The organism is Nocardia gipuzkoensis, from assembly GCF_021183645.1.
In the GTDB taxonomy this organism is placed as follows: domain Bacteria; phylum Actinomycetota; class Actinomycetes; order Mycobacteriales; family Mycobacteriaceae; genus Nocardia; species Nocardia abscessus.
Genome location: NZ_CP089225.1, coordinates 4,162,360 through 4,175,536, shown reverse-complemented (window position 1 = coordinate 4,175,536; position 13,177 = coordinate 4,162,360). Strand labels below are relative to the sequence as shown.

General features: G+C 69.6%; 10 protein-coding genes. 6 read left to right on the top strand and 4 right to left on the bottom strand.

Annotation, left to right across the window (positions count from 1 at the left end; all coding sequences use genetic code 11):
- Positions 1-373 precede the first annotated feature (373 nt).
- The gene (locus LTT66_RS18795) at positions 374-1,210 is read left to right on the top strand and encodes a helix-turn-helix domain-containing protein (protein ID WP_233059955.1); all 837 of its coding nucleotides are present in this window, start codon (positions 374-376) and stop codon (positions 1,208-1,210) included.
- A gap of 10 nt (positions 1,211-1,220) precedes the next feature.
- On the top strand, positions 1,221-1,643 hold the full coding sequence (locus tag LTT66_RS18790; protein ID WP_233059954.1) for a VOC family protein: 423 nt from the start codon (positions 1,221-1,223) through the stop codon (positions 1,641-1,643).
- On the opposite strand, the gene LTT66_RS18785 is transcribed toward LTT66_RS18790, so the two are convergent.
- Genes LTT66_RS18785 through LTT66_RS18775 form a run of 3 tightly spaced genes read right to left on the bottom strand, consistent with a single transcriptional unit; the run spans position 1,640 to position 4,790 of the window.
- Positions 1,640-2,494 carry a carbohydrate ABC transporter permease gene (locus tag LTT66_RS18785; protein WP_233069321.1) on the bottom strand — a complete coding sequence of 285 codons (855 nt, stop codon included), beginning with the start codon at positions 2,492-2,494 and terminating at the stop codon, positions 1,640-1,642. The genes LTT66_RS18790 and LTT66_RS18785 overlap by 4 nt on opposite strands.
- Before the next feature lie 50 nt (positions 2,495-2,544).
- A complete protein-coding gene (locus tag LTT66_RS18780; protein ID WP_233069320.1) occupies positions 2,545-3,420 on the bottom strand; it encodes a carbohydrate ABC transporter permease in 876 nt (291 codons plus the stop codon).
- Between the two features lie 56 nt (positions 3,421-3,476).
- Positions 3,477-4,790 (bottom strand): ABC transporter substrate-binding protein, encoded by a 1,314-nt coding sequence (locus tag LTT66_RS18775; protein WP_233059953.1) that lies wholly within the window; start codon positions 4,788-4,790, stop codon positions 3,477-3,479.
- Between the two features lie 204 nt (positions 4,791-4,994).
- Between LTT66_RS18775 and LTT66_RS18770 the strand changes: the two genes are divergently transcribed.
- The 4 genes from LTT66_RS18770 to LTT66_RS18755 all read left to right on the top strand — a co-directional run bounded on the left by LTT66_RS18770 (position 4,995) and on the right by LTT66_RS18755 (position 9,842).
- On the top strand, positions 4,995-7,253 hold the full coding sequence (locus LTT66_RS18770; protein WP_233059952.1) for a carbon starvation CstA family protein: 2,259 nt from the start codon (positions 4,995-4,997) through the stop codon (positions 7,251-7,253).
- 53 nt (positions 7,254-7,306) lie between these two features.
- A complete protein-coding gene (locus tag LTT66_RS18765; protein ID WP_233069319.1) occupies positions 7,307-7,510 on the top strand; it encodes a YbdD/YjiX family protein in 204 nt (67 codons plus the stop codon).
- 161 nt (positions 7,511-7,671) lie between these two features.
- Positions 7,672-9,303 carry a DNA-3-methyladenine glycosylase 2 family protein gene (locus LTT66_RS18760; protein ID WP_233059951.1) on the top strand — a complete coding sequence of 544 codons (1,632 nt, stop codon included), beginning with the start codon at positions 7,672-7,674 and terminating at the stop codon, positions 9,301-9,303.
- A complete protein-coding gene (locus tag LTT66_RS18755) occupies positions 9,300-9,842 on the top strand; it encodes a methylated-DNA--[protein]-cysteine S-methyltransferase (protein WP_233059950.1) in 543 nt (180 codons plus the stop codon). Before LTT66_RS18760 ends, LTT66_RS18755 begins: the two co-directional genes overlap by 4 nt.
- A gap of 149 nt (positions 9,843-9,991) precedes the next feature.
- Here LTT66_RS18755 and LTT66_RS18750 read toward each other — a convergent pair whose 3' ends face one another.
- On the bottom strand, positions 9,992-13,177 hold the full coding sequence (locus tag LTT66_RS18750; RefSeq protein ID WP_233059949.1) for an AAA family ATPase: 3,186 nt from the start codon (positions 13,175-13,177) through the stop codon (positions 9,992-9,994).

The window sequence follows — 13,177 nt, the reverse complement described above, 5'->3', positions numbered from 1 at the left end:
AACCGGATCCAGGCCGGTGACCCCAGTCAACTACACGCTGTAGTGGTACATCTCACCGTCCCCTGGCGCCGGCGGAGAGGCGCCCCGGCAAGCGTTCGCCGTCACGATCGACGCACCCGCCGCGCCCACTGCCCGAGACTACGAACCAGGGTCCGTGCCGATTCGCGAGCGGATTCAACCGGCGCTGGTGCCGCGTCCGCACCGCGGTCGAGCGGAACGTACTGTTCGGTATCCGTATCGCGGCCGACGACCGAGCCGGCTGCCTGCTCGACCCGGCCACCGACGGATCGGCGATTCACAAGCACGTCAACGTGGCGAACTGATCGACCTCACGGCGGGCCACATGTCGGTCTCCTGGCGTAGCGTGACCCGTATGGAGCCGACCACGGAAGTGGTGACGGCGCGTCCGGCACCCGCGCTCGCGGCGTTCATCGACCGCTACCTCGGGTATCGCATGTCCGGGTTCGCGGCGGGGATCCATCGCGGGCTGCCCTCGCGGCACATGACGTTCATCGTCGCGATCGGCCCCACGATCGACGTCGTGGAGCAGACCGATCCGCGACAGGCTCCGCAGAACTACCGGTGCGTGCTGAGCGGCCTGCAGGCGAGCACGGCGCTGATCGCGCACGACGGCCGCCAAGAGGGCGTGGCCGTGGCGCTGACGCCGCTCGGTTGCCGCACCTTGTTCGGCATCCCCGCGGCGGCGCTGTGGGACACGTCGGTCGAATTCTCGGATGTCGTCGGCCCCGCAGGCCGGGAGTTGTGGGAGCGGCTGCAATCCGCGCCGACCTGGCCTGCTCGTTTCGCCACCTGCGATCAGGTGCTTTCGGGGCTCGCCGATCCGGATCGCTCGGTCGGTCCCGAACTCACCTGGGCTTGGCGCAGTGTGGTCGGTTCGGGCGGCGGCATCGCGATCGGCCCGCTGGCCGAGGAGATCGGGTGGAGCAGGCAGCATCTGACGCGCCGGTTCAGTCGTGAGTTCGGTCTGAGCCCGAAGCTCGCCGCTCGGATCACCCGTTTCGAGCGGGCGCGGCGCATGCTCGCGCAGACGCCTTCGTACATCACGATCGCTCAGGTGGCCGCCACGTGCGGGTACTACGACCAGGCCCATTTGGATCGCGACTTCGCCGACCTCGCCGGAACCAGTCCGACCGGCTGGCTGGCCGAGGAGGTTCCATCTGTCCAAGCCGCCGACGAGTCCGCCGGATGACGATCGACGCATGACGAATCCGACAGAAATCAGCACCCGCACCGCCGTCTGGCCCACCCTGACCTTCCGCGATGCCCGCGCCATGGCCACCTTCCTGGTCGAGGCGTTCGGCTTCCGGGAGGCCGCGCTCTACGCCCGCGAGGACGATCCGTCGATCGTCGAGCACGCGGAACTGCGCTGGCCGCTGGGCGGCGGCGTCATGTTCGGCTCGGCGGGCAAGGACGACGGACCGTTCGGCACCCGCCCGACCGGCACCGACTCGGTCTACCTGGTCTGCGAGGAGCCGGACGCCTTGTTCACCCGAGCGACCGCCGCCGGTGCGGAAGTTGTCCGTGACCTGCGCGACGAGGACTACGGCTCGCGCGGCTTCACCGTCCGCGACCCCGAGGGCAACCTGTGGAGCTTCGGCACCTACTGGGGTTCGACCGACTAACGACCACCCAGCCCCGACATCGCGATGCCGCGGATGAACGCTCGCTGGGCGATCGCGTAGATCACCAGCAGCGGAAGCAGGATGACGACCGCGGCGGCCATGAGGATCGGCCACTGGGTGTGGTACTGGCCTTGCAGCCGGACCAGGCCCAGTGTCGCGGTGGCGACGTCCTCGCGCTGGATCATCACCAAAGGCCAGAGGAAGTCGTTCCACACCGTGATCCAAGTGAGCACGGCGAGCACCATCAGCGCGGGACGGGTGTGCGGCAGCAGGACCCGCCAGTAGACCTGCCAGGTGGAGCAGCCGTCGAGGATGGCGGCCTCCTCCAGTTCCTCGGGCAGCGTACGGAAGAACTGCCGCATCAGGTACGTGCCGAACGCGCTGCCGAACAGTCCGGGCACGATCATCGCCCACGGGGTGTCCACCCAGCCGAACGCCCGCATCAGCAGGAACTGCGGGATCACCGTGACGGTCAGCGGCACCATCAGCGTCGCGAGATAGGCGAGGAACAGCATGTCGCGCCCGCGAAAACGCAAGCGCGCGAACGCGTAACCGGCCAGTGAGCAGAAGAAAACCTGCCCCGCCGTGACGCACACCGCGTAGATCGTGGTGTTGAGCAGCATTCGCCCCATCGGCAGCAGATCGAAGACCTTGCCGTAGTTCGACCACTGCGGCCGCTGCGGGAGAAACGCGGCGTCGGCGATTTCCCCGTCCCGCTTCAGCGAGCCGGACACGGCCCACAGGATCGGCAGCAGCGCGCACCACGCGATGCCGGCCAGCACGGCGTACAGCACGGTCCCGCGAACCACCCGCCGCACGATCGCGCGGTCTACCCGGCTGGACGCGACGATCGCGCGATCACGCCGGACCGGCAGCGCGCGTCGCACCACCTCGTAGGTGTTCACTGTTCCACCTCCGACCGCCGGGCCATCCGCAGTTGCACCAGCGTCAGCACGAACAGCATCGCGAAGATCACCCAGGCCAGCGCGGAGGCGTAGCCCACCTCGTAGAAGCCGAACGCGTTCTGGAACACCATGATCCCCAGCAGATAGGTCCCGGTCTCCGGACCGCCGTTACCGCCGGTCAGCGCGTAGGCCTGGTCGAATGCCTGCACCGAGTTGATGATCGTGATGATGAAGACGAACGACAGCGGCCCCCGGATCAACGGCACGGTGATCGCGAAGAACCGCCGCAGCGCCCCGGCCCCGTCGATCTTCGCGGCCTCGTAGAGCGTTTCCGGCACTCCCTGCATCGCGGCGAGCAGGATGACCGTCGCGAAGGGCACGCTCTTCCACACGGTGACGATGCTGAGCGAGACCAGCGCCCAATCGGGGTCGGTCAGCCAGGGCACGGCGTCGATGCCGATCCAGCCGAGCGCGAGGTTCAGCAACCCGTCGTCGGTGAACAGGAACCGCCACACCACCGCCATCGCGACCGCCGACGCGACCAGCGGCAGGAACGCGATCGTCCGAAAGATCCCGATACCGGCCAGCTTTCGATTCAGCGCAGCGGCGACGGCGAGTCCGATCGTCACCGTGGGCACCAAGGTCAGCACCGTGAAAACGGCCGTGTTGCGCACGGCGATGAGAAACAACGGATCGGATCCGAACAGCCGCCGATAGTTGTCCAGACCGACAAAACGCATGGGGCTGAACAAGTCCCACGAATGAAAACTCAGATAGAGCGAAAAGGCCAGCGGAAACAACAAGAAAATCGCCACGGCCGCCACATTGGGCGCGACGAATGCCCAACCGGCACGCTCCCGACGCCGGGCCAGACGGGACGAAACGCCGCCGAGGTCTTTGCCCGCGGTTTGCGACGGCCGTGCCCGGCTCATGGCGTGTCCAGCAGCGCGTCGACGTCGGCGGCGAAACGCCCGTCCAAGGACGCGGCGGTGGCGGCGCCGCGCAACACTCGGTTGGAGCCGCGCTCGAGCAAGGCCGACACTTTGCCCCACGCCGGGGTCACCGGCAGCGGCCGGGAACTGGCCGGGCCGTCGGTGAACACCTCGAGATTGCGGACCTCACGGTGCGCGGCGGCGAAACCCGGCGAACTCATGGCCGACTTCAGCACCGGCACGAACAGCCCGGACGCTGCGATGATCGCCTGCCCTACCGGCCCGGTCGCGAACTTCACGAACTCCCACGCCTGTTCGATGCGTGGACTGTCCGCGGCGATGGCCAGCCCGGTGCTGCCGACGTCGGTGACGGCGCCGGGACCGCCCCGCGGGCCGACCGGCAGCACCGTGACGTCGATGGGGAGATCGTCGTGTCCGGCGAATTCGGAATACAGCCAGTGCCCGCCCAGTGCCATCGCCGCCCGGCCCCGCCGGAACAGATCGGGCGCTGAAACCGAGAGCGTGTCGGCGGCTTTCGGCGCCACGCGATGACGTACGGCGAGGTCGGCGTAGAACTGGAACCCTTCGGCGAACCGCGGATCGCCGAGGTTGGTCCTGGTCGGATTCACCGACGGTGAGAACCACTCGGCCCCGTTGTTCATGCCGAAGCAGGCCGCCGAGAAGTACGGCACCCAGGCGTCGGCGAAGCCCCACCTGGTCCGGCCGGACGAGTCATGCCTGGTCAACGCGGCAGCGGCAGCCAGGAACTCATCGAACGACCAGGCGTCGCGCCAGCGCACGGGCGGGCTGATCCCAGCCTCTTCGAACAGTCGCCGGTTGTAGTACAGGAATATCCCCGACCACTGTTCGGGCAACGCGTACTGCCCACCCGCGTAGCCGAAGGTGTCGTACAGCGCCGGGTAGCTGTCGGCGCGGAGCTGGGCCGCGTATTGCGGATCGCGATGCAGCAGCGCGTTCAGGTCCAGGAGTACACCGCGCTCGGCCAGCCCGGAATACAGCAGCTCCCAGGCCATCAGCACGTCCGGGCACTTGCCGCCCGCGCAGTAGGTGAGCATCTGCTGCAGCGGGTCCGGCCCCGACATGATGGTGCGAATCTTGATCTCCGGGTGCAGTTTCCGGAACTCGTCGATGATCTTCAGCCGCACCCGCGCCTCTTCCGGTCTGGCCTGGAAGAAGAAGGTCAACGCGTCGTCGTCGGAACCGCATCCGCCGCCTGCCAGCAGCCCGGCGGCCAGCGCCGACCCGAGCAGCGTCCGGCGACGGACCCGGGCGACGGGATTCGCACGCAACGCAGCCCTCCTCCCAGGGCGGATGTGGAGCTCCTCGAACCGCATGGCAGCATACGTTCGGCAATCACATGGTGACGGCCGACACATGAACAATATTTCACGGTGCCCGCCTGGCGTCCGGAATCGGCACGACGGCGAACTCCGATCGGATACGTTGTCACGTGTTTCAGCAAGATCCTGCGCGTTTCACAGGAGAGTAGGCCGATGGCGACAATCGAATATCTGCGGACCGATCCCGATCTGCCGCCCGTCGGCGTGGTCGACAAGTCCCCGATCACTCCGGCCAAGAAATTGATCTTCGCCGGGATCGGCGTGCTCGGCGCCATAGCTTGGGCGGTGCTCGCCATCTCGCGCGGCGAATCGGTGAACGCGGTGTGGATCGTGATCGCCGCGGTGTCCACCTACGTCATCGCGTATCGGTTCTACGCCAGGTTCATCGAACGCAAGATCACCAAACCTCGCGACGACCTGGCCACGCCCGCCGAGATCCTGGAGAACGGCAAGGACTACATGCCGATGGACCGGCGGGTGCTCTACGGGCACCATTTCGCCGCCATCGCGGGCGCGGGGCCGCTGGTCGGACCGGTGCTGGCCGCGCAGATGGGCTACCTGCCGGGGACCATCTGGATCGTGGTCGGTGTAGTCCTGGCCGGCGCCGTGCAGGACTACCTGGTGCTGTGGGTTTCGATGAAGCGGCGCGGTCGCAGCCTCGGGCAGATGGCCCGCGACGAGCTGGGCGTGATCGGCGGCTGGTCGGCCATCGTCGGCGTTCTGGTGATCATGATGATCCTCTTGGCGGTGCTCGCCCTGGTGGTCGTCAACGCGCTCGCGCACAGCCCGTGGGGCGTCTTCTCGATCGGCATGACCATTCCGATCGCGCTGTTCATGGGCGTGTACCTGCGGTTCCTGCGGCCGGGCAAGGTCGGGGAGGTCTCCGCCATCGGGTTCGCCCTGCTGCTGCTGGCCATCGTGAGCGGCGGCTGGGTGTCGGAAACCGACTGGGGCGCGGACTGGTTCACACTCTCGCCGGTGACCATCTCCTGGCTGCTGATCGCCTACGGTTTCTTCGCCTCGGTGCTTCCGGTGTGGCTGCTGCTGGCGCCGCGCGACTACCTGTCGACGTTCATGAAGGTCGGCACGATCGTGCTGCTCGCGGTCGGCATCCTGGTCACGCTGCCGGTGCTGCACGCGCCCGCCGTCTCGTCGTTCGCGTCCAGCGGCACCGGTCCTGCCTTCGCGGGCTCGCTGTTCCCGTTCCTGTTCATCACCATCGCCTGCGGCGCGCTGAGCGGTTTCCACGCGCTGGTCTCCTCCGGCACCACGCCGAAGCTGCTGGAGAAGGAATCGCACGCCAGGATGATCGGCTACGGCGGCATGCTGATGGAGTCGTTCGTCGCGGTCATGGCCATCATCACCGCCTCGATCATCGACCAGCACCTGTACTTCGCGATGAACGCGCCGGTCGGTCTCACCGGCGGCACCGCGGAGAAGGCCGCCGCCTACACCAACAGCCTCGGGCTCAGCGGGCCCGCGGTGACGCCTGCGGAGCTGAGCCAGGCGGCGAGCGATGTCGGCGAGTCGACGATCATCTCCCGCACGGGCGGCGCGCCGACGCTGGCGGTCGGCATCTCCGAGGTGTTCCACCAATTCCTCGGTGGCGCGAGCATGAAGTCGTTCTGGTACCACTTCGCGATCATGTTCGAGGCGCTGTTCATCCTCACCACGATCGACGCGGGCACCCGGGTGGCGCGGTTCATGCTCTCCGACGCGCTGGGCAACTTCGGCGGACCCGCGAAGAAGTTCCGTGATCCGTCCTGGCGGGTGGGCGCCTGGCTGTGCTCCGCCATCGTGGTCGCCGCTTGGGGTTCGATTCTGCTGATGGGTGTCACCGATCCGCTGGGCGGCATCAACACGCTGTTCCCGCTGTTCGGCATCGCCAACCAGTTGCTCGCGGCCATCGCGCTGACCGTGGTGCTGGTGATCGTGGTGAAGAAGGGCCTGGCGAAATGGGCCTGGATTCCGGGCATTCCGCTGGTCTGGGACCTCGTGGTGACCATGACGGCGTCGTGGCAGAAGATCTTCTCCGCCGACCCGAAGCTCGGATACTGGAAGCAGCACAGCATCTGCCAGACCGCGCAGGACGCCGGGAAGCTCTGCCTGACGGCGAAGACCCAGGACGACATGGACGCGATCGTGCGCAACACCTTCATCCAGGGCACGTTGTCGATCGTGTTCGCGGTGCTGGTGCTGATCGTGGCGGTCGTCGGCGCGGTGGTGGCCTACCGGGCCCGGCGCTCCGGGGAGACGACGACCACCGAGACGCCGGAGGAGCCGTCGAAGATCTTCGCGCCCAGCGGATTCGTCGCCACGGCGGCGGAGAAGGAAGTCCAGAAGCAGTGGGACGAGTTGATCGCGACCGGAAAGGTGCGCGCTCCGGGCGCTGCACACGTCCACGCGCAATGAGCGATTCCGCGAGCAAGGGTGCCGACCGGTCCGAGCGACCGGCCGGCACCCGGCTGCGCACGGCCGCCCACGTCTGCCGCGACGGCTTCCGCGCGGGTGTCTGGTGGTTCAACTCCATCCTCGGCGGGCAGGACTACCAGCGCTACGTCGAACACCTGCGCCGCAGGCATCCGGACCGCGCCGTTCCGACCGAGCGCGAGTATTGGCGGCAGCGGCATGCCGAGGCGGATCGCAATCCGGCCAACCGCTGCTGCTGAGCGGGACGATTTCGGCGCGTGCCGCCACACGTCGTTTTGGCAGTTCCCACACCTGTGGTGGGTCGACAGTTGTGCGATGTCATGGCAGTTGTGCGAGGTGGTGACCACCACCCGCGGTCGTGGCCGATTCCCGCTAGCACGGGTTCGCCGCAGCTGCCATTGTGGTGTGCGTGACGATCACGGCATTGGATTTCGAACGTTGCTACCGGGCGGTGTCGACCCGGGACTCGCGATTCGACGGGCAATTCTTCACCGCGGTGCGCACCACCGGAATCTATTGCCGCCCTTCGTGTCCGGCGATCACCCCGAAGCGGGCCAACGTGTCGTTCCTGCCGACCGCCGCCGCGGCGCAGCAGGCGGGCTACCGGGCCTGCCGCCGCTGCCTGCCCGACGCGGCGCCCGGCTCGCCGCTGTGGAACACGAGGGCGGACCTGGCGGCGCGCGCGATGCGGCTGATCGGTGACGGCGTGGTCGAACGGGCCGGGGTGCCCGGGCTGGCCGCCACGCTCGGCTATTCCCAGCGCCAGCTCACCCGGGTGCTGACCACCGAACTGGGCGCTGGGCCGCTGGCGCTGGCCAGGGCGCACCGAGCCCACACCGCGCGGCTGCTGATCCAGACCACCGCGATGCCCATGTCCGATATCGCGTTCGCGGCGGGATTCGCCTCCATCCGTCAGTTCAACGACACGGTGCGCGAGGTGTTCGCGGTCAGCCCCACCACCATGCGACTCGAGGCGCAGCGCGCGAAGACCGCGGCCCCCGCGCGGCCGGTGCCCGGGGGCAGCGGATCGCTCACGCTGCGCCTGCCCTATCGAGAACCGCTCGACCGGGCCTGGCTGGAGTGGTTCCTGTCCGCGCATGTCGTGCCGGGTATGGAGCTTTGGGAGAACCGCACCTACACCAGGAACCTGCGCACGCCCCACGGGCACGCCACCACGCGGCTGAGCTTCCAGCGCGACCACGTGCGGGCGGAATTGTCTCTGCACGACATGCGCGATCTCGCGCCGACGGTGACGCGACTGCGGCACCTGCTGGATCTGGACGCCGATCCGGTCGGGATCGATGAAGCGCTCGGTGTGGGAGCCGCGGCGCGCGGAGGCCCCGGGGACCGATTGCCGGAACACGCCGCCGAAGATTTGCCGGACGCGGGGGCGGGCTCTCCGCCCGAAAGCGAAGCGCTCCCCGACGTGAACACGTTCGACGCGGGGCGCCTGTCGTTCACGCCGGGTATTCGCGTGCCCGGGTGCCTGGACGGAGCCGAGCTCCTGCTGCGCACCATGATCGGGCAGCAGATCTCGGTGTCCGCCGCGGCCACGCACACCGCCCGGCTGGTCGAGGCGCTCGGCGAGCGGGTGGACGGGCCGATCCCGCTGCTGTTCCCGGCGCCGGAGACGATCGCCGAACGGGGCGCCGAGGTCTTGACCGGCCCGGCGCGGCGGATCCGTTCCATCGTCGGGGCCGCCGCGGCACTCGCCTCCGGTGAGCTGCTGCTGCACCAGGGCCGCACCGCTGCCGACCTGCGCCGCGATCTGCTCGCACTGGACGGTGTCGGACCGTGGACGGCCGACTACGTGACCATGCGGCTGCTCGCCGACCCGGACGTCCTGCTCGGCACCGATCTGGTCGTCCGCCGCGGCGCGAGCCTCCTCGGCATCGATCTGACCGACACCGCGCGCTGGGCGCCGTGGCGGTCGTACCTGTCGATGCACTTGTGGAAAGCGGCGCTGACCAGCCGCGCCACGCCTGCCGAAGTTCCCGCGCTCGCCACCACGAAAGGCCGTGTCGAATCATGAACGCCAGCATCGCCGTCCGCGCCGCAGTTCGCGGCATCCGCACCACCACAGCGGATTTCGCCGTCACGGATACCCCGCTCGGACCGTTCACCACCCTCATCGACTCCGACGGCGCGGTCCTGGCTTCCGGTTGGACGTCCGACGCGGAAAACCTGCGCGGCCTGATCCACCCCACCCTCCGCCCTGCCGGGCTGCGGCAGCGAGATGCGCTGGGCGAGGTGACCAGCGCTGTCGCCGCCTACCACGAAGGCGACCTCACGGCGATCGACCCGATCCCCGTTCGACAGCAGTCCGGTGAGTTCCTCCTGCACGCGTGGGAAGTGCTCCGCGCCGTCCCCGCGGGCAGCCCGCTCACCTACACCGAATTCGCCGCCCGCTCCGGCCGCCCCGACGCCACCCGCGCCGCGGCCAACGCGTGCGCCCGCAACGCCGCCGCCCTCTTCGTGCCCTGCCACCGAATCCTGCGCATCGGCGGCGCGCTCGGCGGCTTCCGCTGGGGATTGCCGATCAAGCGGTGGCTGCTCGACCACGAAGGGTGAGCCGCCGGACGGCGATTCGGCGCGCAGACCGTGTGCCACTCGGGCCTGCCCCGGCGCAAAAGGCGTGGGCTAATGAGGTGGTTCGGGCGTGGTGAGCGAACGGCGGCATGACAATCCGGCGATGCCGGTGCGGCGCCGCCGCGGAGCTGTCAGGCGAGGGTCGCTTGCAAACGGGAGCCTGCGCGGCCACGGAGGACGTGCAGGCGGCTCGGGATGCGCTGGCGCATCTCGTCCACGTGACTGACGACGCCGACCACCCGGCCGCCCGCGCGGAGTTCGTCGAGCACGCCCATCACGGCGTCCAGGGTGTCGGCGTCCAAGCCGCCGAAGCCCTCATCGATGAACAGGGTGTCCAGCACCAGGCCGCCCGATTCGGCGGCGACGGTGTCGGCCAAGCCCAGCGCCAGCGACAGCGACGCCATGAAGGTCTCACCGCCGGAGAGAGTCTTGGCCGGGCGGACAGCTCCGGTGTAGTCGTCACGGATGTCGAGGCCGAGCCCGCCTCGGCGACCGCGCGGACCGGCCTTGTCGGAGTGCACGAATTCGTAGCGGCCTCCGGACATCCTGCGCAACCGCAGCGACCCGGCCTGAGCGACCTCTTCCAAGCGAGCGGCCAGAACGTAGGAGTGCAGCGACATGCGGCGGTTGTTCGCACCGCGCCCGGCGACCACGTCGGCGAGGCCGTCCAGTTCCTCGAACGCCTGCCGGGCCGGGGCGATCCGGTCCACGGCGGCCCAGAGCTGACCGCCGAGGTCCTCGAGCTGGCTCGCCCGCCTGCTCGCCTCGGCGTGCGCGGCCACCGCGGCGTTGAGTTCGTTCTGCGCGGCCGCCACGAGCGCGTCGAGTTCGGCCAGGTCGCCGGGCTCCTGCTCCGACGCCGCACGGATCTCCGGTTCCGCCAGGACGGCTTCCGCCGCGGCACGGGCGCGGTCGGCCGCCACGAGGTCCGCTTCGATCTCCGCTTGCCGCTGCGGGCCGCGCGCCGCGACCGCGACGACCTTCGCGTACGCGGTCAGAAGTGCGACATTGTCACGGGCGGTGGCGTCGCGGTGCACCGGTTCGTCTGCACCAGCGGAGCCCGAGCCGGGGCGGACCACCTCGCCGGATTTCTCGGGAACCGCCGATCCTGCCCCGGAGAGATCCGCCGACGAGGAGTCCGCGGGCAGCGCCGCACCGAACTCGCCTTCCGGCACGAAACCCGCGGCACGAGCCAACTTTTCGACCCGATCCGCGATCAGCGAGACCTGTTCCCGCGCCGCCGCCGCTTCCGCGCGCGCATCGCGCAGGGCGGCGGCCTCGGCGACGAGGGCAGCGAGCCGGGCACGGCGCCGGTCGACGGTCTCGTCGGCGCCCGCCGCGGCGCGCAGCCGTTCGGTGAGCTCGGTAAGGCGCGACTGCGCGGACACGATGGTGGCGGCGACCGCGCTGCGACGCGCTTCGCAGGCGCGCAGCTCGTCGTGCAGGCGCGCCTCGTCGTCGCGCAAACGGGTCAGTTCGATGCGCAGCCCCTCGGCGCCGGCGGCCAGTTCGGAGGTGTCCTCGTAGCGGTCGGTCGCGGCGCGCAGGACTGCGGCGAGTTCGACGCGGTCGGTGTCGCCGCCGCGGGCGAGGAGCGCCTCGATCTCCCGCTCCAGCCCGGTGATGCGGGCCAGCGCGCGGTCACGGGTGTCCTCCGCCGCGCGCTCGGCCGCCACGGCGGCTTCCTCCTCGTCCTTGGACACCGCGGTGTCGGTGGGCCGGGCGGGCGCCGGATGCTCCGCGGAACCGCAGACCGCGCACGGACTTCCGGCGACCAGCCCACCAGCCAGTTCGGCGGCCATGCCGGACAGCCTGCGCTCGCGCAGTTCCAGCACGAGTTCTCTGGCGTCGAGGTGTGCCGAGCGGGCGGCGTCGAACTCGACTCGGGCGTGGTCGAGGTCGGTACGGCGGGCGGCCAGTTCGACCGCCGCCGTCGCGGCGGCCTGCAACCGCTCGGTTTCGCTGGTGATTCCGGGCAACGCCGCGACCGCTTCGGTGGCTTCGCGCAGCCTGGCCTCGGCCGCGGTGAGCGCGGCGGGCAGCTCGTCGCGCCGCGCGGCGAGTTCGGTGACGCGCCGGGCGAGCGTCGCGTCCTCGGTGCGCAGCGCGCCGAGTTCACCCTCGAGCCGGGTGGCGCCGGCGGCGACGGTCAGCACTTCGTCCAGTGCGCCGATCTGCCCGCTCCAGCGCTGGATCGCCGCGTCGATGTCGGCGTCGTCGCGCACCTGCGCGCCATCGGGATCGACCAGCTCGGTACCGCCGAGTTCCACGCTCGCCGGTTCCAGGAGCCGGGCCGCCAGTCGTCGCGCCGCGTCACGCTCTTCGCCGTCGCGCTGCCGCTGGATGCGCACCGCCGAACGCGCTTCGTCGATGGCGGCGGCCACCGGCTCGGCCCGGCGCGCGAGTTCGAGTTCGGCCTGTGCCGCGGCCCGAAGCTCGGCGCCTGCGGCGTAGTCGTCCAGTTGGGCACGCGCGGCGGACATGCGGCGGCGCAGCTCGTGCAGCCGACGCTGCTGGTCGGCCCGCTCGCGGGCGCGGGCCGATTCTCGCTGGCAGCGTTCGAGTTCCGCCACGGCGGTAGCCAGATCGGCGCGGGCGCTGGACAGCAGGTCCTGTGACCAACCCACGCACTCCGTCAGACCGGCCGAATCCGCCACCCCCGCCGCCATACCCACCTGGGTGATCAGCCGCTTGATGCCGTCTGTACGAGCGTCCAACTCCGCTTCGGCGGCGCGGCGCTGCTCGGCGAGCCAGTGCTCGGCGGTGCCGAAACGTCCGGTGTCGAAGAGCTTTTCGAGCAGCTTCTCCCGATCTTCGTTGTCGGCCCGCAGGAATCGGGCGAAATCGCCTTGCGGAAGCAGCACCACCTGGAAGAACTGGTCGGCGCTCATGCCGAGCAGGCGCAGCACCTCCTCGCCGATATCGGGTATTCGGGAGAGGTTCTCCCCGCGGCCGTCCAGCCAGGTCAGCGTCGCCTTCGGGTTGATGGTGCGCAGGCCGGTGCCGTCTCGCTTGCGACGCTGGAACTCGGGGCTGCGCGTGAGCCGCAGCCGCCGTCCACCCAGCGTCGCCTCCAGCGTCACCTGCGGTGGCGTGTGCTCCGGTGCGTGATCGGAATGCAGCCGCTTGCTCTCCCCGCGTGCGCCGGGGACTCTGCCGTAGAGCGCGAACGCGATCGCGTCCAGCACCGTGGTTTTGCCGGCGCCGGTCTGGCCGTGCAGCAGGAACAAACCGTCGGCGCCGAGCGCGTCGAAGTCGACGACCGTGGGCTCGGCGAACGGACCGAACGCGATCATCTCCAGCTTGTGCAGCCTCAT